Source organism: Pseudohongiella sp. (assembly GCF_040877505.1).
In the GTDB taxonomy this organism is placed as follows: domain Bacteria; phylum Pseudomonadota; class Gammaproteobacteria; order Pseudomonadales; family Pseudohongiellaceae; genus Pseudohongiella.
Genome location: NZ_JBBDNQ010000032.1, coordinates 101,390 through 121,892 on the forward strand (window position 1 = coordinate 101,390; position 20,503 = coordinate 121,892).

Sequence of the window (20,503 nt, forward strand, 5' to 3'; positions counted from 1 at the left end):
AATTAGTTTTCGTCCAGTGATAAGTATGTCGGGTGCGCCCGGTGTCTGTCGTCAGGCAACCTCACCCGCGGCGTGGCCCGACGCCCAGGCCCATTGGAAATTATGGCCACCCAGGTGTCCCGTCACATCCACCACTTCGCCAATGAAGTACAGTCCGGGATGATTGCGTGCTTCCATGGTTTTTGAGGACAGGGCGTTGGTGTCCACGCCACCCAGCGTCACTTCGGCGGTCCGGTATCCCTCGGTGCCTGCAGGCCAGACTTTCCAGGGTTTACAGGCCGACTGTACGCGCTGAATATCGTCCGCTGTTAGCTGCTCCAGTGGTTTGTTCTCCAGCCAGAGATCACACCAGCGCTGGGCCACCCGTTTGGTGAGCTGCTCACCGAGCAGGTTCTTCAGCTCCAGCTTGGGGCGTTGCCGCTGCATTGTATAAATGTGTTCCGTCAGATCCAGGTCTGGAAACAGATCGATATCCAGTGCCTCGCCGGGATGCCAGTAGGAGGAGGCCTGCAAAATGGCAGGCCCACTCAGTCCCTTGTGGGTAAACAGAATATTCTCGCGGAAAGTCGCTCCTTTGGCGGCGGTTACCGTGTCCACGGACACGCCCGAGAGGTCCTGGAAATTCTTGAGCTGCTTTGCATCCAGAGTGATCGGCACCAGGCCAGCGCGCGTGGCCAACACTGGAATATCGAGTGAGCGGGCAAAATCAAAACCAAACCCGGTCGCTCCAAGGGTGGGAATCGAATAACCACCGCTGGCAATCACCAGCGATTCGCAGCTGACCGAGAACTTCGGTGTTTGCAGGCGATGGGCGGAGCGTGGCGAATGGGCCGAGTTTGAAGAACCCAGCCGGATATTACTTGCGGGCGATTGGGTGAGCACCTGAACACCCACCGCTTCGCACTCGTCCAGCAGCATGCGGACGATGTCGCTGGATGATCGGTCGCAGAACAATTGACCCAGCTTCTTTTCGTGGTAGGGCACCCCGTGCTTTTCCACCAGCGCAATAAAGTCCCAGGGGGTATAACGGCTTAGTGCCGATTTCGCGAAATGGGGATTGGCGGAAATAAAATTGTCAGGCGTCGAGTGCATATTGGTGAAGTTACAGCGCCCGCCACCCGACATGAGGATCTTCTTGCCCACTTTGTTGGCACTGTCCAGCACCAGCACCCGTCGACCGCGCGCACCCGCCACCGCCGCGCACATCAGTCCGGCGGCACCGGCGCCGATGATCACGACGTCGAATTCTCTGTCTGTTGGGGTTTCCGTTGTCATGGGCGGGTCCGGTATCAGTCGAGTTCCAGCACTACCGGGCAGTGATCCGAGCCGTATACCTCATTGAGTATCTTTGCATCCTGAATGCGTCCTGCCAGTTTTTCCGACACCAGAAAATAATCCAGGCGCCAGCCCACATTCCGGGCGCGGGCGCCACCGCGCATGCTCCACCAGCTGTATTTTACCGTGTCCGGATGCAGGTGGCGGAAGCTGTCAATGTAGCCGGCTTTTAAGAGATTGCTTATGCCATCGATTTCTATCTGGGTATACCCGGCACTTTTGTTGTAATTGGCATCAGGTCGGGCGATGTCGATGGGTTGATGGCATACGTTGAGATCACCACAGATGATGACGGGCTTTTTTTGTTCCAGTACCTTGACGTGTTTCAGAAAATCGCGATCCCACTGCTCACGATACTCCAGGCGTTTCAGCTCGCTGCCCGAGTTTGGTGTGTAGACCGTGACCAGGAAAAACGCCTCAAACTCCGCTGTGATTACACGGCCTTCCTGGTCGTGCTGCTCAATATCCAGACCAAAATCGACTGATAATGGTTTCTCGCGGCTAAAGACAGCGGTGCCTGAATAACCGGGACGTACCGCGGAGTGTGGCACCACGTCGTAGCCGTGTTCTTCACCCAGAGCCGTCAGCACCTGTTCGTCCTGTGCTTTTGTCTCCTGAATGCACAGTACATCGGGCTGCATCTGCGCCAGCGAAATCAGGAAGTCTTTTTTTACTGCGGCACGGATGCCGTTCACGTTCCAGGAGATCAGTCGCATGAGTTTATTTCCTTTGTAGTTGGGGTGTATTAGAACATATCCAGTTGTTGCGGCGAACCATCGGTTTTGGCTGACGCGGCTGGAATGTACCCGGGGCGTGTAAAACCACTGCAGTCTAGTTCCGCAAAATCCTGCCGACGACTGGCCAGCCCACAGTTGCGCATGGCGATTTCGTAGCGCTGCCGGATCAGTTCCGCCCAGATACCTTCGCCGCGCATGCGGGTACCATAACTGGCGTCGTAGTCCTTGCCTCCTCGCATATCGCGCAGCCGCCCCATCACCCGTTCAGTGCGATCCGGGAAATGTGTGTGCAGCCATTGCTGAAACAGCGGGCTGACCTCCCAGGGCAGTCGCAGCACAATGTAACCGGCCGTGCTGGCGCCGGCATCTGCAGCCGCGTGTAGCACCTGTTCAAAATCCTGGTCGGTGATAAATGGAATAATGGGTGCCACGTTCACGCCAACGGGTATGCCCGCTGCTGCCAGCCGGGCCACGGTTTTAAGGCGCCGTGTGGGCGACGCAGCCCGGGGTTCCAGTTTGCGCGATAACTCATGGTCCAGTGACGTAATTGTTATGGTCACAGCCACCTGTTGTTTTTCCGCCATCGCCGCGAGGATATCGATGTCACGCTCGATCAGCGCCGACTTGGTGATCAATCCTACTGGCTGGCCGCATTCCTGCAATACTTCCAGCACCTGACGGGTGATGCGCAGTTTGCGTTCGCAAGGCTGATACGCATCCGTATTGACACCCAGGGCGATACCTTCCGGGCGCCACGACGGGCTGGCCAGCTCACGTCGCAGGAGATCGGCAGCGTTGACCTTGGCGAGCAGTCGGGTCTCAAAATCCAGTCCCGGCGACAGTTCCAGATAACTGTGGGTGGGTCGGGCGAAACAGTAGACACAACCGTGTTCACAGCCGCGATACGGATTCAGTGATACGTTAAACGGAATGTCGGGTGACTGGTTGCGGGTCAGGATGCTGCGGGCTATTTCTTCGGTGATATTCGTCTGCGGCGCGTTCGTCTCTTCTTCTGCAATGTCCCAGCCATCGTGAAAATCCTCGCGCAACTGGTGCTCGAAACGCCCCTGCAGATTGGACAGGGCGCCGCGGCCTTTGATCGCGATGACGGCGGGGCTTTGAGTTGATTCGCCGGGGTTCGAGTTGGAGGGAATAGACACAATGCGCCTTTGATTAACTGTATGGATATACAGTAATATAGTTGTCAGTCCATGCAGGGTCAAGCAGCAGGGCCAGGCAGTAGAGAGCAAGGGCGCAACAAATTGACACTGGATCCAACCGTTACTACAGCAACCCGCCCCGGATATGCTATAAACGCCCATCAAAACTCATTAATCCTTACGACGTATTTCCGCTTATGACCATGAACATCACCATCAACGCCGACGGCACTGAACAGATCGCGCTGAGCAGTTATACCCGTCAGGCCTATCTGAACTATTCCATGTACGTCATCAATGACCGCGCATTGCCGCATATTGGTGATGGCCTGAAACCGGTGCAGCGCCGCATCGTGTACGCCATGTCAGAGCTGGGCTTGAAGGCCTCGTCCAAATTCAAGAAGTCAGCGCGTACCATCGGTGATGTCATTGGTAAATTTCACCCGCACGGCGATTCGGCCTGTTACGAGGCCATGGTGCTGATGGCGCAGCCTTTCAGCTACCGTTATCCGCTGGTGGACGGGCAGGGCAACTGGGGTTCACCGGACGATCCCAAGTCTTTTGCCGCCATGCGTTATACCGAATCCAAGCTGCAGAAGTACGCCGAGTTGCTGCTGGCCGAACTGGGTCAGGGTACGGTTGAGTGGAAACCCAATTTTGACGGCACCATGGATGAGCCTGTCATGTTGCCGGCGCGGGTGCCCAATGTGCTGCTGAACGGTGGCAGTGGTATTGCGGTGGGCATGGCCACGGATATTCCGCCGCATAATATGCGGGAGGTGGTCAGTGCCTGCATTCATCTGCTGGATTCGCCCAAGGCCACGCTGGCGGACCTGATGTTGCATGTCAAGGGGCCGGATTTCCCGACTGAGGCTGAAGTCATCACGCCGCAGGCGGATCTGCGCACGCTGTATGAAACCGGCCGCGGTTCGCTGAAGGCGCGCGCGGTGTACAAGGTGGAAGACGGCGATTTTGTCATCACCGCATTGCCATACCAGGTGTCCGGCGCCAAAGTACTGGAGCAGATTGCCGCGCAGATGCAGAAAAAGAAGCTGCCTATGGTAGTGGATCTGCGCGACGAGTCTGACCATGAAAATCCGACGCGTATTGTCATTGTGCCGCGCTCCAACCGCATTGATGTGGATGAACTGATGCTGCATCTGTTCGCCACCACGGATCTGGAGAAGTCCTACCGCGTCAACTTCAACATGATTGGCACCAATGGCCGTCCGCAGGTCAAGAATCTGCGGGAATTGCTGGTGGAGTGGCTGGCGTTCAGGACGGAAACGGTACGTCGACGTCTGCAATACCGGCTGCAGAAAGTGATGGATCGTCTGCATATTCTGGAAGGCCTGCTGGTGGCCTTTCTCAATATCGATGAGGTCATCCATATCATCCGTACCGAGGACAAACCCAAGCCGGTGCTGATGGAGCGGTTTGGTCTGGATGATGTGCAGGCGGAATCGATTCTGGAATTGAAACTGCGTCATCTGGCCAAGCTGGAAGAAATGAAAATCCGGGGTGAGCAGGATGAGCTGGCGAAAGAACGTGAAATGCTGGAAGGTTTGCTGGGTTCCGAGCGTAAATTAAAAACCCTGATCAAAAAAGAATTGACCGCCGATGCAGAACAATACGGTGACGACAGGCGCTCACCGTTGGTACAGCGTTCGGAGGCGCAGGCGTTCAGTGAAATCGAACTGATTTCATCAGAACCGGTTACCGTGGTGGTGTCAAAAAGCGGCTGGGTGCGCTCGGCCAAAGGCCATGAGGTTGACCCGGAAAGTTTACAGTACAAGTCCGGTGATGGATTCAAGTTTGCCGCCAAAGGCAAGAGCAATCAGTCGGCGGTGTTTCTGGATTCCACCGGGCGGGCATACAGCCTGCCGACGCATACATTACCATCAGCGCGAGGCCAGGGTGAGCCATTGACGGGACGCCTGGCGCCGCCATCGGGCGCTTCGTTCGAAGGGGTTCTGCTTGCAGATGACAAGCAGCCCATTCTGATGGCCAGTGACGCTGGTTACGGTTTTGTGGCAACGGTCGGTGATCTGCAAGGCAAGAACAAGGCCGGCAAGTCCGTGCTGACCTTGCCTAAAGGCGCACGAGTATTGCCACCAGGCCTGATTCAGAACCCGGAGTCGGATCTGCTGGTGGCGGTGAGTAACGAAGGCCGGATGTTGTGCTTCCCGGTTGCCGAGCTGCCGGTGCTGGCGCGCGGCAAGGGCAACAAGATCATTGGTATTCCGTCGGGCCGGGTCGCAGACCGGCTCGAGTTTGTGGTGTCAATGACGGTGTTGCCGGCCGATGGCGCCGTGACAGTTTATGCCGGTCGCAGGCACTTGACGCTCAAAGCGGGAGACCTGGCGCATTACCATGGTGAACGTGGGCGCCGGGGCAACAAACTGCCGCGCGGCTTCCAGAATGTTGACCGGGTAGAATTGGCTGAATAGAGAGACCGAATAGAAAGGTCGAATAAAGTGGCCGAATAAAGAGGCCGAAGAAGAGATCAGCCCACTGATTCCAGGGTGATCTCTTCTTCATGGAACAGTCCGAACTCCATGCTCTGATCGGGTTGCTGCAAACAATTGCCCTGCACAAAGTTGACATTGCTCTGCCACAGCAGGGGCAATACCTCGATATCTTCTACCATCGGTGCAATGACCCTGACACCCTGGGCATGCAGCGTGCTCACCACGTCATGCAGGCGTTCGCGCTGATCGGCGTCCAGATCGATGTGCTGCAGCAGTGATCGGTCCAGCTTGACGTAGTCAGCCTGCACCTGACTCAGGATGCGGAAGGGGTCCAGGCTGCAGCCAAAGTGCGTCAATGCCAGTTCAAACCCGAGATCCCGTATCTGCAGACAAAAACGGCGGGCCTCGTCAGGCGCGCTGAGAATATCCATCTCACTGATCTGGAAAATGAGCCGCCGTGGACTCTGTTGCTGCCGCCGCAGCTCCTGAGTCAACCAGGCCAGCAGGGTCTGGCTCAGCAGTGAATTAGGTGTCAGGTTGATGGTGAGCCGCAGCTGAGCATTGCCGTGGTGAGCGATGGCGCCCAGTGCGTGACTGATAACATAACGATCGATGCGTTCACCGTAGCCATGCTGATTGGCGGCGTCCAGGAATTCGCCCGGATATATGATGCGGTCTGCCAACGGCAGTCTTATTCTGACTTCATAATGCTCGGAGGCATCTGCTTTCAGGCTGACAGTCGGCTGGTATACCAGCACTAATGATTCATCGTGCAGCGATTGCCGCAACAGTTCCAGCGTGGCGCCGCTTTCGCCGGCGGCGGAAGCACCGGCATGCTGATGCTGTCTGAGTGTCTGGTGCTGACGGGCACGGATCAGCAGGGTATCGGCATCCGGTGCTTCATCGGTGATCATGGCGGCGCCGATAGTGAAGTGCAGGCGCGTACCCGACGGCGCGAGTGCTGACATCGCTTCCTGTATGCTTTCCAGTTTGACAATCAATTGCTGGCAGCTCTCGGTGTCGGCATCCGGCAACAGCACAATAAAGTCACCGGCGTCGAGACGCCCCAGCATCGACTGGGCGGGACATGTGGCGGACAGCATGCCGGCGATTTCGCCGAGCAGCAAGTGCATGTCAGTTTTGCCCAGCACCACGGCAATCTCAGCGAACTGTGCGGCGCTGAGCATGATAACGGCGCTGTGGCGGCCCTGATACACAGCGCTGCTGATCGCCTGGTTCAACATGCGGCCAATGCCGGATTCGTTCAGCAGCCCGCTTTGCATGTCTTTGCTCTGGGCGTCGCGGATGCTGTTGCCGTGGACGGTATTGCCCTTGGCGGGCTGAATCAGAAGCTGCAGGCTGTTTTCACCGTTGATGCTGATAACCGAGCTGTCCAGCACTGCCCGCACCTCAGTACCGTCACGGCGCAGCGCGGTAAACTCGCAACGCTGTTGGCCGGCGTCAACGCGATGCCGCAAAAACTCTCGTACCCGCTCGACATCTTCGTCTGCCACCAGGTCGAGAAACGGCAAGGTATGCAGCGCGTTTTGTGATGGGACGCCAAAAAAGCTTAACCAGCCCTGATTGGCGTATTGATGCAGGCCATCCTGCAGGCAGGCGATGGCGTCGGACGTGTGGTCCATGAACACCTGTAAACGCTGGTGCAACTCACGCAGACTGCTGGCTGCACGTCTGGATTCGCGGCGCAGTTTCAGTTGTTCCAACTCGCGCTTGACGCGATATACAAATTCGACCTGCCCGGCGGCCGAGTCCAGTAGCGACTCCTTGATAAGGCCTGCTGCGCCCAGATTCAGCATGGGCAGCCAACGTGCAGGCGCGCGGCAGATCAGCAGGCAGGGGATGTCGCGGCGGGATGTCTGTAATTGTCTCAGCAGGGCCTCATTGGCCTGGCCTGGTACGTCGGCAAATAACAGAATCAGGTCATGCGTATCGCAGCCGGGAACGTCGTCAGGCAAATGGTTGCCCTCGAATTCACGCGTGCGAATGTTCAGACCGGCACGGCGCAACAGGCCAATGACTTTATCGGCTTTGCCTGACGGGCAATGATTGACCAGTATCTGGTGTGTCACGGTTATATCCATATGTTCCTGGCTTTCTGCTTGTCCGGTTTCTGTTTGTCTGGTTCCTGTCTGTCTGATTCATGGAGCTCTGATTCATGGAGCTCTGATTATAGTAGTCCGGTTTTAGACGCTTCGCCGGGTATTTCCCTCACCAGCCGGGGCACAAGATAACCCGGAAGCCGTTGTTTCAGCTCATTTATCAGTGTTCTGGCGCGCCCCTCATCAATATCAAAATGCGCCACCCCCTGCACCTTGTCCAGTGCATGCAGATAGTACGGCAATACCCCGGCGGCAAACAGCGCCTCACTGAGGTCGGCCAGGGCCTGCGTTGACTCATTGACGCCCTTCAGCAGGACGCTCTGGTTCAGCAGGGTCACACCGGCATCGCGTAATTTGCCCATGGCAGCAATGACGTCAGCATCAATTTCGTTGGCATGATTGCAGTGAATGACCATGACCTTCTGCAATCGGCTGCCACCAAGCCAGCCCAGCAAATTGTTGTCCACGCGCGCGGGCACCAGCACCGGTGTCCGGGTATGTATACGTAATCGGCCGATATGCGGAATTTCTGAAATACGATTTGTCAGCCAGGCCAGGTGTTTGTCGCTGGCTGCCAGCGGATCGCCGCCGCTGTAGATGACTTCGCTGATCTGAGGCTGCCCGGCGAGCCAGTTCAGGCTCTGCTCCCAGACCTGACGACCGGGCACCTTGTCCTGATAGGGGAAGTGGCGCCGGAAACAATACCGGCAATGCACGGCGCAGTGCGGAGCCGCCAGCACCAGCACGCGGCCCTGGTATTTGTGCAGTACCCCGGGTTGAGGGTTAAAATCGGCCTCCGAAAGTGGATCGAAGCCGTAACCGGGGGTATCATCGCCTTCCCGGACTGAAGGCAGCACCTGCATCAACAGCGGATCGCGGGCATTGCCATGCTGCATTCTGGCGACAAAGGGCCGGGGCACTTTGAGCGGAAAGGCCTGCAATACATCGGCAGGTATGTCAAAGTCATCCGGGTTCAGGCCCAGCAGTTGCAGCAACTCCGTCGGGTCTGTGATCAGGTTTGACAGCTCCTGCTGCCAGCGCTGAGCGCTGTCATCGGGTTGGCGCTGAGTCAGTACTGGAGACAACATCGTAAACACATCTTCGCTTCGGGGTTAATCCTGAAAATTAATACAGGCATATATCATGGCGGCCATGTTAAACCCGCGGCATGGCATTACCAAGGCAATAAACAAACAGGCATTAAATTGAGAGGGCACAATGGCAACATTTTCCACTAACGAATTCAAACCGGGCCTGAAAGTGTTACTGGATGGCGATCCCTGTAGCATTCTGGACAACGAGTTTGTCAAACCCGGCAAGGGCCAGGCCTTCAACCGCGTCAAGTTGCGTAATCTGCTCAATGGCCGGGTCTGGGAACGCACCTTCAAATCCGGTGAATCGCTGGAAGCGGCCGATGTCATGGAAACCGACATGTCATACCTGTACAGCGATGCCGAGTTCTGGCATTTCATGAAAACCGACGGCAGTTTTGAGCAGTTTCCCGCCGACAAGGCTGCCGTTGCTGATGCCCTGAACTGGCTGAAAGAAGAGGACGTGTATGTGGTCACGCTCTACAACGGTAGCCCGATCAGCGTGACGCCACCGAATTTTGTTGAGATCGAGGTGGTGGAGACCGATCCGGGCCTGAAAGGTGATACTGCGCAGGGCGGCAGCAAGCCCGCAACGCTGGCCTCGGGCGCAGTGGTCAAGGTGCCACTGTTCGTTAATATCGGGGATGTGCTGCGCGTTGATACGCGCACGGGTGAGTATCAGAACCGGGTCAGGTAGAGTTACGCATGCAGGCAGGCTAGCGCCAGGCAGGAATCGAGTATGGCCGATGACATACAATGGAGGCCCGATGCCTCACTGGCGAATCTGCGTCTGCGTGCCGGCATGCTGGCGCAAGTCAGGCAGTTTTTTACCGACCGCGACGTGCTCGAAGTTGAGACCCCGCTTTTGTGCCAGGCGACCGGCACGGATCCCCACCTGGAAGCACTGGCGCTGGAGCTGACGCCGGGAGACCTGCGCTTTCTGCACACCTCGCCTGAATTTGCCATGAAGCGTCTGTTGGCGGCGGGCAGCGGGCCCATCTATCAACTGTGCAAAACGTTTCGTCAGGATGAAACCGGTCAGCGCCACAACCCGGAGTTCACCATGCTGGAATGGTACCGTCCGGGGTTTGATGATCACCGCCTGATGGATGAGGTGGAAGCCCTGACCAGAGCCTGCCTGCCATCGGACGTGTTCGCAGGGCAGGCTACAATCCCCCGGATTCCCTATCGCGAATTGTTCCGTCGAACGCTGGCGCTGGACCTTTTATTCGCCAGTGACAAAGAGCTGCTTGCCTGCGTTGAACAATATACAGATGTGGGTGAGATGGCCTTGAGCCGTGATGATACGCTGCATCTGTTAATGTCGTTGGCAATTGAGCCCCGGTTGAGAGAACCGGTTTTTGTCACTGAATTCCCTGCCAGCCAGGCAGCATTGGCCCAGGTCACTCAGGATGATGAAGGGGGTGCTGTGGCCCGCCGCTTCGAACTGTTTGTCGGCGGCATGGAGCTGGCCAACGGTTATCTTGAGCTGACCGACAACACTGAGCAATCGCGCCGTTTTGACGCGGATAACCGGCAGCGACAGCGCGCAGGATTACCGGTACGTGCGGCGGACACCCGCTTGCTGGCGGCACTGGCTCATGGCCTGCCACCCAGCGCCGGTGTCGCGCTGGGCTTCGACCGTCTGGTGATGCTGGCGGCCGGTGCCGGACATATCCGCGAGGTGATCAGTTTTGTTGCTGATAATGCGTGAGCTGACAGTACATGAACCGGCAGTACATGAACCGGCGATGCATGCAATGCCGCTTCATGGTAGGGTAGCAGCCATAATTCACAGTCAAGAGCATGCATTATGACGGCCCCTTCCGAGGATGCTTACAGCGAAGCCCTGCGTAAAATCCGCACATCGAAAAACCGCTTGATGGTCTGTTTTCTGACCTTTCCTGTTTATGTCTACGCCGTCGGGCGCCTGGTCGGGCAAGGCCAGGATATTACCTGGTTAATGCTGGCCTATATGGCGTTGTATGCCGGCTTTGGTATCAACATGTCGGTACGTCGCTGCCCTGATTGCCATGAACAGTTTTTTGTGAAAAAGTACTTTCTCAATCCGTTCCGGCGCGATTGCGCGCATTGCGGTTTGTCTCTAAAACAACAGACTCGGGGTTAAATCATGATTGGATATGTAAGCGTAGGGAGCAACGACATTCCGCGTGCGGCAGCATTTTACGATGCCTTGCTGGCGGAACTGGGCGGCAAGCGGTTCATGGAAATGGACAATTTTATTGCCTGGGGCAATAAGCCGGGGCAGCCCATGATATCCGTCATCAAGCCATATGATGGCAACGCCGCGACCGTGGGCAATGGTGTTATGGTGGCGCTGGCTGCTGACAGCCCGGAGACTGTGGACCGTGTGTATAAAAAAGCACTGGCGCTTAATGCAAAGGACGAAGGCGCTGCCGGTCCGCGCGGCGACGATGGTTTCTACGCCGGTTATTTCCGCGACCTGGATGGCAACAAACTGGCCGTGTTCTGCCTGACCAAGTAAGGCCGTTGGCGCATCAGTGAAGAGCCGGGGCGCTAGCGCAGCGCCTCGACTATTTCTGCGAAACGCTCATTGGCAGGATACCGGCCTGAGGTCCAGCCCAGTCTGACAATCACCAGATCTTCCGACGGAATCACGGTCAGGCTCTGCTGTCGATTGCCTTGCGCAGCATAGGCATCGGCGGGCAGATCCGGCCAGCGCGGTGCTGCGTTGCCGGTATTGAGCCACCACTGATAACCATAGGCCTGGTGGTTAGCCGAACTGTTAGCAGCCTGGGTTGATCGCTGCACCCATGCTTCGCTGACGATACGCTTGCCATTGAGCACACCCCCCTGCAACATCATCTGCCCCAGTCGCGCCCAGTCACGGGCCGACGCGTAAAGATAGGAACTGCCGACCAATACGCCGTGGGCATCAGGTTCAAACACGGCATGCTGGAAACTCAGTGGTCCGGCGATGTGGCGCCGGTAATCAGCCATGCTCGCGGCAAGGCTGCCGCCAGTGCGCTCAAAGTAGATTCGGGACAGGATATTGGCGCTGCCGGAACTGTAGTTAAACCGGGTGCCCGGCGCATGCAATGCGGGCCTGGCGATGGCGTAACCGGATGCCGAGGGCTCGGTAAACAGCATGGCGGTGGCATCATCGCCGGGATTGTACTGCTCAGAAAAATCCAGGCCGTCGGTCATGGTCAGCAAATCACGAATGCGAATATCAGCGCGTTCATCCGCCTGCCAGCTGGCAAAACCCGGTGTCTCGTCCACGTCGAGCATGCCCCGGTATTCAAGATTGCCCAGCATCACCGAGATCAGGCTCTTGGCCATGGACCAGCCCAGCAGTGGGGTTTCCGGTCCGGCGCCCTGGGCATAGCTCTCGGCCACGATATTGCCGTTTTTGACCACAAGCAGTGCCCGCGTGTTAAAGCCCTGACCGTTGTCCTGACTCACCATGGTATCGATCCGGGCCTGTATATCGTTGTCAATCGTCTCCACCCGTGTGCCATGTGGCCAGCGGCTGCTGAACACAGGCATGGGCTGCAGCTCTGCGCTGGCACGGGCAGCAAAGCCGTCATATTCGGTATAACAACCGAGCCCGGGTTGATGGCTTGCCGTGCTCGGCGCCAGACCGAACAGCGAGGTCGTGACAACACGGTTGTCATCATCGTAGTCAACGTCCAGGTACTGCAATATCGACGAGTACTGGACCAGGTCATCAAATGACTGCTCCGGCGACAGCCCGCTGACGTAGCGCGAGCTGCACAATAGCTTGGCGCCTATGCCCGATGCCACACCGGGTGCATTGAATACATAGGATGGCGTGATGCCGCTGGCGAACGCATAAGCGATGGCGAACACGATGATGACAGTGGCAATTAGCTTTTTCATGCGGCTCCTTTTTATATACGTCTTTATATACGCCTTCTCGTCCGGTGCTGATGTGCACCGTGTCCGATTATGGCATAAAAAGTGGAAGCGGGTAGATCTGTGAACTAAACTGATAATGTGACACAAACATAAACGATCATTTAAATTTGTCCGGCCTTGAATGAAAGCCCTGAAAGCAGGCCCTGAACGAAGATCTTGACAGAAAGCCCTGAATGCCATGGAGACGGCATGAGTTCGACGCACCACCGGAACCACATCGTAACACTGCTTGAAAATCTCGCCCGGGAGCACCCTGCTCTCCCGCTGTATACCTTCCTTGATGCTGCGCAGAAAAGCGTTGCGGTGCTGACCAGCAGTGATCTGTTGCGTAAGGCAACACAAATAGCAGGCCTGCTTCAGGGACAGGTGCTGGCGGGGAAACCGGTCCTGGTACTGAGCCCGCATGGCCCGGCATTTCTGGAATCTCTTTTTGGTGTGATGCTGGCAGGTTGCGTGCCGGTGCCGGTCACCTTCAGTCGCAGACTGGGCATGGCAAATATCGCCGACATTATTGCTGACACCGGCGTGGAGGCTGTACTTGGGCCAAAGAAAACGCTGGAGAACCTGAGATCAGGCCGGCTCAGGCCAGCCATGCTTTCTGACACACAACACCAGAACCTGCTTTACCTGGCAAGCGACCCGTTGCCCGCGACTGACTGGTGCCGGCCACAGCTCCTGGCGACCGATGTGGCGCTTATCTACCCGGGTCTGCTCAGTGATGAGCCGCTGGCGCCGGTCGCGTTGTCACATAGTCATCTGCTGACCAGTGTCGACAGATTGATACAGGCACTTGGTCCGGGTTCGACCGACAGTCTGTTGACATCTCTGGACCTGGCCGATGGCATGGCGCTTCTTCTGCATGTGCTTTTGCCCGTTCGGCTGGGGCTTCGCTCATATTTTTTGCCGCTCAGGCAGGCCCTGGATGACGCCCGGCCCTGGTTGCAGGCGGCCTCGCGTCTTGGCTGCACAATTATCAGTGCGCCACCGGCGGTGCTGTCGCTGGCCGCTCATGACGGGAGAAACCGATCCGATTTCGAGCCGGACCTGTCAGCGCTACGGTCAGTCTGTGTGGGTGGTGACCATGTTGCACCCGGTAGTGTTTTGCATTTTATTGAACGGTATCAACGTAACGGAATGTCAGCGGAAAAACTGTTTTCATGTTACGGCCTGTCTGCTGTCTGTAGTTTTATTTCCGGGCGCCGGGGGTTCAAATCCTGTGACATCGATGGCATTGCCTATCTATCCCTGGGGGTGCCGGATCCCGGTCTCCTGGCCTTGTTTGATACGGGTGATCGTTTGCTGCAAAGCGATAATGAATTGTACTGCCGGGGCAGATGCCGGCATCGCTTCTCACAAAATGGATTCGATTTCCAGGCTGAGGATATCGAGTCGTTTGTGCTACAGGTATTCGGGGCGCGAGGTTTGAGTCGTTGCGTGGTGCTGCACGCGGAAGACAGCAGGCAAACCGTGCTGCTGGCGGAATGTGCGACCAGACAGCTGGCGGAAAGCTGGCAGGGAGTGGTCAGTAAGGTGATGGAGAGGGTATTGGCTGAAACCGGGTGTGAGCTGGATCGTGTTTTGTTGCTCAGGCCGGGCAGCTTGCCCTTGTCTGTCAGCGGCATGGTGCTCAGAAAAGCATGCGCAGTCTTGCTGGAAGATGGATCGCTTATGTTGCGTCTGTTGCCGGTGCGGGGGAAATAACAACGCAGATTGATGCAAGGTTGGTCGTGTTTTGTCGGAAATGGTTAAGAATGGTTGGAGGTAGTGTGTCATGGAGGGACAGGTTATGGAAAGGCAAGTTATGGATAGTCAGATCATCGCTATAGTGCGCGAGTGTCTGGAGCCGAAGTCGGTAGCATGTTCAATCGCGGCGGATACAACGGTGAAATCCCTGATGATAGATTCTCTGAAAATGATACAGATTGTGTTTGAAATCGAAGTCCATTTCGGCATCGAGATACCCGAACATGCCCTGTTTCAGGTCGAGACGGTCAGTGATCTGGTTGATCTTGTCCGTTTGTCCAAGGCAGCCTGATATCGCGCTGTCTGTCAGGCGCGAGCGCCGAAGATGGCGGTACCGATGCGGATCATGGTGGAGCCTTCAGCGATGGCTGCTTCAAAATCATCGCTCATGCCGATGGAGAGAGTATCCATCGACGGATATTGCTGTTGCAGGGACTCGAACAGCTCGGCCAGCGGATGAAAAGCGGCACGTTGTTGCTGGTAGTCAGTGCCGGGTGCCGGAATTGCCATCAGGCCGCGCAATCGCAAACGCGGCAGATTGATGATGCTGGTGCAAAGCGTCACCGCTTCATTCAGGGTCACACCGGATTTGCTGTCTTCGTTTGACAGGTTCACCTGTACACATACGTTTAACGCAGGCAGATGATCGGGGCGCTGATCATTCAGGCGCTGTGCTATTTTCTGCCGGTCAACGCTATGTACCCAGTCGAATGCACCGGCTATATCCCGGGTTTTGTTGGACTGAATCGGCCCGATGAAATGCCAGGTGATGTTGTCCAGGGCCTGCGGCGGCTGAGCCAGCACTGTGATCTTGTCCAGCGCCTCCTGCACGTAGTTTTCACCAAAGTGACGCGCACCGGCGGCATGGGCTTCGCGTACTTTGTCAGCGCCCTGGGTTTTGCTGACCGCCAGTAGCAGCACGCTGTCGGGCGTGCGCTGGTGTCGGGTTTCCTGCTCCCGGATGCGCGCAAGGAGGTGCTGGTAATTATCCGCGATACGACTGTTGTGCGAGGATCCGGTCATGATCTGTCTGCTTTGTTGGCAACATCGTCAATCATATCATGGCCGGTCGCTGCTATGATGCTGTCGGTTTGAGGTTTTCGTAGACTTCGCGCGCGTCGTAGATCTGCTCACCGCTTGGTCGTATGCCTGTGCCCATGCGGATCTCCATGATGACTTCTACTTCACTGCGCTCGTCGCCCAGATACATTCCCGTGTGGTATTGCTGGTTCGGGCGCTGATAGGTGCGGCAGGTGAGCAGCCCGCAGTCCTGCACGGTGGTGTATGTGGCGCCAACCCCGGCGGACATGCCCGGTTCAATGCGTTCACGGTCTACCAGCGTGTCGCGACTGGCAATATCAAACCAGTCGTATCCGTTTTCCATGGTCAATTCACTGGCGCGCAACATGGCATAGTCCATGGCGAGGCCAGTGTTGTCACCACGGGCCTTGAAGTTGATGCGATACTGGTCACCACTCAACTGCTGATCAGTGTAACCATAACCACGGCCATCGGCTGCCCGGTAGTCTGGTTGCGATGCGCATGCGGTCAGCAGGCTGACAGCCAGCACGACAATTGTTGTGAGCGCCGACCGGGTTGCCCGGATCTTGCTTACGGTGTTGCTAAAGGTGTTGCCAAAGATGTTACTAAAGGTGCTGCCCAAAGTGCTGCCTGCGTTGACATTATTCATGTGATGTCTCCTTTTTGCTCGTGTATCAGGGTACCAACAATGACCGGTGCCGTTACCTTACTGCCATTGGTTCTGAATCAATGCGTTTTCTTCTTCCAGGCTCAGGGCAGCTCCCGCCATCATGGCGTCGAGTGTGCTGTCGAGCAATGAGCTGTCACTGGCAGTCTGGTAGTCTCCGGTATAAATACGTGTGGCCTGAGCACTGGCAACCAGTTCCCAGCCGCTACTGACGCGACAGGCGACATTTTCACTGGTGCTGTTAGTGCTTTCCAAAACGAATTGTCGGCAATGCCGCGCCTGCTGGTCGACAAAACTGAAGCGACTCAGCAGGCTGGCGTTGTCATATACAGCGATGGTTTCGCCGCTGGGTGAATTATCCAGTGCATCGCTGACAGTGGCATCCAGGTTGTTTGCCAGCATTGTTGTCGCGGGCGTGCGGGCGGCTTCCGGGTCCAGAAACTGACCGCCGATGAATCCGACGACCAGCGCAATGCCGGCTGCCAGTGCGGCATGCTGACGGATCCAGCCGCCGGCTTGTCGCCGCGTTTTTTGCCAGCGCGACAGCTGGACGACATTGTCTGTTGTTGCTGCCTGGTCGACGTGATTTTTCGTGCTTTCAGGCTGCAGCAGTTTCATCACTGCGTCCGGCATCGGTCGTGCATCCAGGGCGGCCGCATGCCGCTTCAGCAGAGCATCGGCGCTGGCCAGCACAGCCAGACGCTCAGCCAGCGCGGCATCGTCCTGAATGGCATCGCGGATCGCTTCCATGTCCCGTTCCGGTAGTTCCTGATCCAGAAACGCTCCCAGTTTTTCATCACTTATGTTCATCACATCGCTCCATCAGCCCTGAGGCCGGAAATCGGTTACGCTAGGTTTTCACCAGTTCAGACAGCTTGCTGCGGGCTCTGGCCAGGCGACTCATGACCGTGCCAACCGGGATCTCCAGTGCCTGCGCAACATCCATGTAAGACATGCCCTGTATCGAAACCATGGTCAGTGTCAGGCGTTGTTCCTCAGGTAGCTGTTGCATGATCTGCAATACCTGACGCAATTGCATTTGTGCTTGTATGTCGTTTTCACCATCAACCTGTCCGGCGTCGATCAGGTCGGTGTCGATGTCCGTGCTTTTCCGCACGCGCCGCGACCGGTATTCGTCTATCCACAGATTGCGACATATGGTGAATGCCCATTTGGCGACTTCCACGCCGTCAGGTACGCCTTTTTTGAGGAGGCGTTCCACGGTTGCCTGCAATAAATCGTCTGCATCGTGCACTGACTGGGTCAGCGACCAGGCGAATCGTCTGAGTCCGGGCAATATGTCCATCAGCTGGTCATTCATAAGCGCCTTGCTTTTCTGCTTTCTTAACCTGTTGACGGATGGTAATTTAATTTATTCCCGAGGGGCGGGATTTTTTTTGCTGCTGCTGCGTTAAAGTAAGTATAAGTTATTGATTTTCAGGGAAGCCGATGCGATTCAGAGGTCTTGTTATAAATTTCAGCGCCAGCCTGCTGGTCGGGTCTGCTGTGGCAGCCGCCCAGCCGGTGACAAATGCCGTGCAGAATGCGGTGGAACGTCAGGCGGAACAGGCTCAGGAAAGAGCTGTCGAGCGCGCTCAGGAGCAGGCCCGGGACCGTGTGCAGGAACAGGCTGCTGGTCGCGTACAGGAGCAGACAGCCGAGCAGGTTGCGGATCAGGTGGTGGAGCGCGCGGTTGGTCGGGCTCAGGATCAGGCGGCCGAACGCAGCCAGCAACAGGCGGCGGAACGAACACAGGAGCAGGCCGTTGACCGGGTGCTGGATCAGGCCATCGATCGGGTTCAGGGACAGGCCGGGTCGGCACAGAATCAGGCTCAGGAGCGGGTCCGCGGGGGGCAGGCAGCGCGAGTGCAGGAGCAACTGCTGGAGCGTACCCAGGGTCAGCTTGAGCGCGTGTCGCAGAGGCCGGATCAGGGATCCGGCAGCAACGCCGCTGCCGATGCGCTGAGGTTGCCGGATGCCGCTCGTCAGGCGCTGGATCGCATCCCCGGACCCAGCCCGATGGCAAATCTGCCTGACCGTTTGCCCATTGCTGATGAAGACGGTGGTGAGGTCTTCGTAGAGATCGCCATCGAGCCGAATATTCGTGTCCTGGAGCGCGAATGGGTCATGCTGTTGACCGGCCCCCAGCGGACACGGTTGATCAACGAAGCACCGGCGCTGATGCAGTACCTGGCGCAGACCAGCAACTTTGCTGAAGAAAGTTATCTGCTGCAATTTCGTGTCCCGCCAGATCTGGACGCCGACGATCAGATTCTTGAACTGGTGCCTGACGACCTGCGTGACCTGATTGATCGCAACCATGTTTATTCTGCACAATCTGCCGCGCTGGATACAAGCCCTGATAGCGGTGACGGCAAGTCCCCTCTGCCATTGCCGATGAATGCGGTGTGTGAAGATGCTGTATCTGTCGGCGTCATCGACTCCATGATCAACATTGATCACCCTGCATTTGCAAGACCGACCGGCAGCACCTCCGGATTTGTCAGTCGGGAGTTTGTGCAGGACAGGGTCGACAGGCACTCGGGGCATGGTACAGCGGTAGCCGGTGTATTGATCGGGCGAGGTCAGGAACATGGCTATGACCTGGCGCCTTTGCTGCCAAACGCCACGCTTTACAATGCCAGTGTTGTGTACTCACAGGATGCCTATCATCAAGGTGCAACCGTCATGCATTTGCTGGAGGCTATCAGCTGGATGTTGGCGCAAGACGATATTCGCGTGATAAACATGAGTTTGACCGGGCCGGCCAACCGCTTGCTGGAGCGAGCCGTGGCGACAGTATTGGCGCAGGATAAAATCATTGTAGCAGCGGCTGGTAACGAAGGGCCGCATGCCGGGTTATTGTATCCGGCAGCCTACGAGGGTGTCGTTGCAACGAGTGCTGTCGCTGATGATCGTACTGTGTATCGTTGGGCTGCTCAGGGCAAACACCTGGATTTTACCGCGTTGGGTGTCTCGGTGCCGACGGCGCGTGGCGACGGCGGTTTTGGTCGCGAGTCAGGCACGTCGATGGCGGCGCCGATCGTCAGTGCTTTTTTTGCCTGTGCACTGGCCAATGATTCGCAACGTGTTTCCGCTGCCAGGGAGGCATTGATAAATCAGGCGTCGGACCTGGGTGCCACAGGTCATGACCCGGTATTCGGCCATGGCCTGCTTCACCCTTGATCAGAACATCTGGTTCTAGAACGTCAGTTTTAATGATACCGAGGCACGATTCTCGGTGTAGTCTGCGCTGCTCAGATTGGATTGATAGTCACCACGCTCTATCTGTGTGGCAACTGCCAGGTAGTCTGTCAGTGACATTTCCAGGCGGGCGTCGGTGACGTGCTGTCGGTCATTGCGCCGGGCCCCCAGCCCGGGTGTAGCGGCCTGGTAATTTCTGTCCTGAAAGCGGGTGCCCAAACGGAACTCGGTGTCATTGCCCAGCAGGCTGAAACGGTTGGTGTAGCGCAGTCTCAGTGTATCGGCAGCGTAAGAGAAAGCTGGGTCCTGCGTTTGCTCGTCGTCATGGGAAAAGCCAAACACCAGGGTGCTGCGACCCTGGTTGAAGAACCAGAATGCGTCCAGGCTCAGGCCCTCAGTGTCGGCGTTGCGTTGGGCAAAGTCGTCGAATGATTTGTCGGCAAAATTCAGTGCGCCGCGCAGAAACCATTGGTCGGCTAACAGTTTGCCAGCGTAAAACGAATATTGTTTCAGCGTCAGGAAATCATCTCCGCCCAGCTGGGCATCGGCAAGATAGTAATTGCTGCCGATGCTGAGCTGGTCAAACTCATAGCTGACGTCGCCGTAGAGTAGATGCAGATCCAGATCGAAGGCGTCGAAGTCCTGATAGCGCTCGGCGCTGTAGCTGTAGCCGGCATCTACGGACAATCTGTCGGAGGCTTGCCAGTTGGCGTCGATGCCTGCATCCAGGTTGCCTGCCGTGTCAGATTCGCCGGTGGCACTTTCCAGTTCGCTTACGCTGACGTTGCTGTTGTATTCGGCACCGGCTTCCAGTGAGCCGGACAAGGTGAACGCCTCGTCCGTCTGTGCCGCTGCGATACCGGAGCCAATGCTCGTTGCCAACAGTAGCAGCGCGGTGGCGCTGTGGCATGGCGTTATGGCAGAGAATTGCCGTGGTCTGGTTTTCATATCCTTCCCCTGATATGTGTTGTTGCTGTAAAAGGCCGGAATCGTGTGATTCCGGCCTTGTA

Annotated in this window: 19 protein-coding genes; 8 read left to right on the top strand and 11 right to left on the bottom strand. The window is 56.9% G+C overall.

Annotation, left to right across the window (positions count from 1 at the left end):
* Positions 1–51 precede the first annotated feature (51 nt).
* From WD071_RS11695 to WD071_RS11705, 3 genes are read right to left on the bottom strand one after another with little or no spacing between them, the layout of a single operon-like run.
* Positions 52–1,275 (bottom strand): NAD(P)/FAD-dependent oxidoreductase, encoded by a 1,224-nt coding sequence (locus WD071_RS11695; protein WP_368048562.1) that lies wholly within the window; start codon positions 1,273–1,275, stop codon positions 52–54.
* A 14-nt stretch (positions 1,276–1,289) separates the two neighbouring features.
* A complete protein-coding gene (locus tag WD071_RS11700) occupies positions 1,290–2,051 on the bottom strand; it encodes an exodeoxyribonuclease III (RefSeq protein WP_368048563.1) in 762 nt (253 codons plus the stop codon).
* A 29-nt stretch (positions 2,052–2,080) separates the two neighbouring features.
* Positions 2,081–3,232 carry a PA0069 family radical SAM protein gene (locus WD071_RS11705; protein WP_368048564.1) on the bottom strand — a complete coding sequence of 384 codons (1,152 nt, stop codon included), beginning with the start codon at positions 3,230–3,232 and terminating at the stop codon, positions 2,081–2,083.
* Positions 3,233–3,429: 197 nt separating this feature from the next.
* Here WD071_RS11705 and parC point away from each other — a divergent pair, with 197 nt between their 5' ends.
* Positions 3,430–5,682, top strand: a complete 2,253-nt coding sequence (gene parC / locus WD071_RS11710; protein ID WP_368048565.1) for a DNA topoisomerase IV subunit A — start codon at positions 3,430–3,432, stop codon at positions 5,680–5,682.
* Between the two features lie 56 nt (positions 5,683–5,738).
* Here the strand turns inward: parC and WD071_RS11715 are convergent, their stop codons facing one another.
* Complete coding sequence (locus tag WD071_RS11715) at positions 5,739–7,793, bottom strand: EAL domain-containing protein (protein WP_368048566.1); 2,055 nt, start codon at positions 7,791–7,793, stop codon at positions 5,739–5,741.
* A gap of 98 nt (positions 7,794–7,891) precedes the next feature.
* Positions 7,892–8,911 (bottom strand): EF-P beta-lysylation protein EpmB, encoded by a 1,020-nt coding sequence (epmB, locus tag WD071_RS11720; protein ID WP_368048567.1) that lies wholly within the window; start codon positions 8,909–8,911, stop codon positions 7,892–7,894.
* Positions 8,912–9,041: 130 nt separating this feature from the next.
* On the opposite strand from epmB, the gene efp reads away from it, so the two are divergent.
* From efp to WD071_RS11740, 4 genes are all read left to right on the top strand, one after another.
* Positions 9,042–9,611, top strand: a complete 570-nt coding sequence (gene efp / locus WD071_RS11725) for an elongation factor P (protein WP_368048568.1) — start codon at positions 9,042–9,044, stop codon at positions 9,609–9,611.
* A 42-nt stretch (positions 9,612–9,653) separates the two neighbouring features.
* Entirely contained in the window at positions 9,654–10,628 is a 975-nt protein-coding gene (gene epmA, locus WD071_RS11730) for an EF-P lysine aminoacylase EpmA (protein ID WP_368048569.1), read from the top strand.
* Positions 10,629–10,727: 99 nt separating this feature from the next.
* Entirely contained in the window at positions 10,728–11,042 is a 315-nt protein-coding gene (locus WD071_RS11735) for a hypothetical protein (RefSeq protein ID WP_368048570.1), read from the top strand.
* A 3-nt stretch (positions 11,043–11,045) separates the two neighbouring features.
* Positions 11,046–11,420 (top strand): VOC family protein, encoded by a 375-nt coding sequence (locus WD071_RS11740; protein WP_368048571.1) that lies wholly within the window; start codon positions 11,046–11,048, stop codon positions 11,418–11,420.
* A gap of 32 nt (positions 11,421–11,452) precedes the next feature.
* On the opposite strand, the gene WD071_RS11745 is transcribed toward WD071_RS11740, so the two are convergent.
* Entirely contained in the window at positions 11,453–12,799 is a 1,347-nt protein-coding gene (locus WD071_RS11745; RefSeq protein WP_368048572.1) for a serine hydrolase domain-containing protein, read from the bottom strand.
* A 228-nt stretch (positions 12,800–13,027) separates the two neighbouring features.
* On the opposite strand from WD071_RS11745, the gene WD071_RS11750 reads away from it, so the two are divergent.
* Positions 13,028–14,539 carry an AMP-binding protein gene (locus WD071_RS11750; protein WP_368048573.1) on the top strand — a complete coding sequence of 504 codons (1,512 nt, stop codon included), beginning with the start codon at positions 13,028–13,030 and terminating at the stop codon, positions 14,537–14,539.
* Positions 14,540–14,624: 85 nt separating this feature from the next.
* Entirely contained in the window at positions 14,625–14,873 is a 249-nt protein-coding gene (locus WD071_RS11755) for an acyl carrier protein (protein ID WP_368048574.1), read from the top strand.
* 14 nt (positions 14,874–14,887) lie between these two features.
* Here the strand turns inward: WD071_RS11755 and WD071_RS11760 are convergent, their stop codons facing one another.
* The 4 genes from WD071_RS11760 to WD071_RS11775 are packed head-to-tail and all read right to left on the bottom strand — an operon-like array spanning position 14,888 to position 17,610.
* On the bottom strand, positions 14,888–15,604 hold the full coding sequence (locus WD071_RS11760; RefSeq protein WP_368048575.1) for a YggS family pyridoxal phosphate-dependent enzyme: 717 nt from the start codon (positions 15,602–15,604) through the stop codon (positions 14,888–14,890).
* 52 nt (positions 15,605–15,656) lie between these two features.
* Positions 15,657–16,271, bottom strand: a complete 615-nt coding sequence (locus tag WD071_RS11765; protein WP_368048576.1) for a hypothetical protein — start codon at positions 16,269–16,271, stop codon at positions 15,657–15,659.
* 57 nt (positions 16,272–16,328) lie between these two features.
* Positions 16,329–17,099, bottom strand: coding sequence for a hypothetical protein (locus WD071_RS11770; protein WP_368048577.1), 771 nt, complete (start codon positions 17,097–17,099; stop codon positions 16,329–16,331).
* A 40-nt stretch (positions 17,100–17,139) separates the two neighbouring features.
* Positions 17,140–17,610, bottom strand: a complete 471-nt coding sequence (locus WD071_RS11775; protein ID WP_368048578.1) for an RNA polymerase sigma factor — start codon at positions 17,608–17,610, stop codon at positions 17,140–17,142.
* A gap of 128 nt (positions 17,611–17,738) precedes the next feature.
* Here WD071_RS11775 and WD071_RS11780 point away from each other — a divergent pair, with 128 nt between their 5' ends.
* On the top strand, positions 17,739–19,475 hold the full coding sequence (locus tag WD071_RS11780) for a S8 family serine peptidase (protein ID WP_368048579.1): 1,737 nt from the start codon (positions 17,739–17,741) through the stop codon (positions 19,473–19,475).
* Positions 19,476–19,490: 15 nt separating this feature from the next.
* Here the strand turns inward: WD071_RS11780 and WD071_RS11785 are convergent, their stop codons facing one another.
* Positions 19,491–20,441, bottom strand: a complete 951-nt coding sequence (locus WD071_RS11785) for a surface lipoprotein assembly modifier (RefSeq protein ID WP_368048580.1) — start codon at positions 20,439–20,441, stop codon at positions 19,491–19,493.
* Positions 20,442–20,503 lie beyond the last annotated feature (62 nt).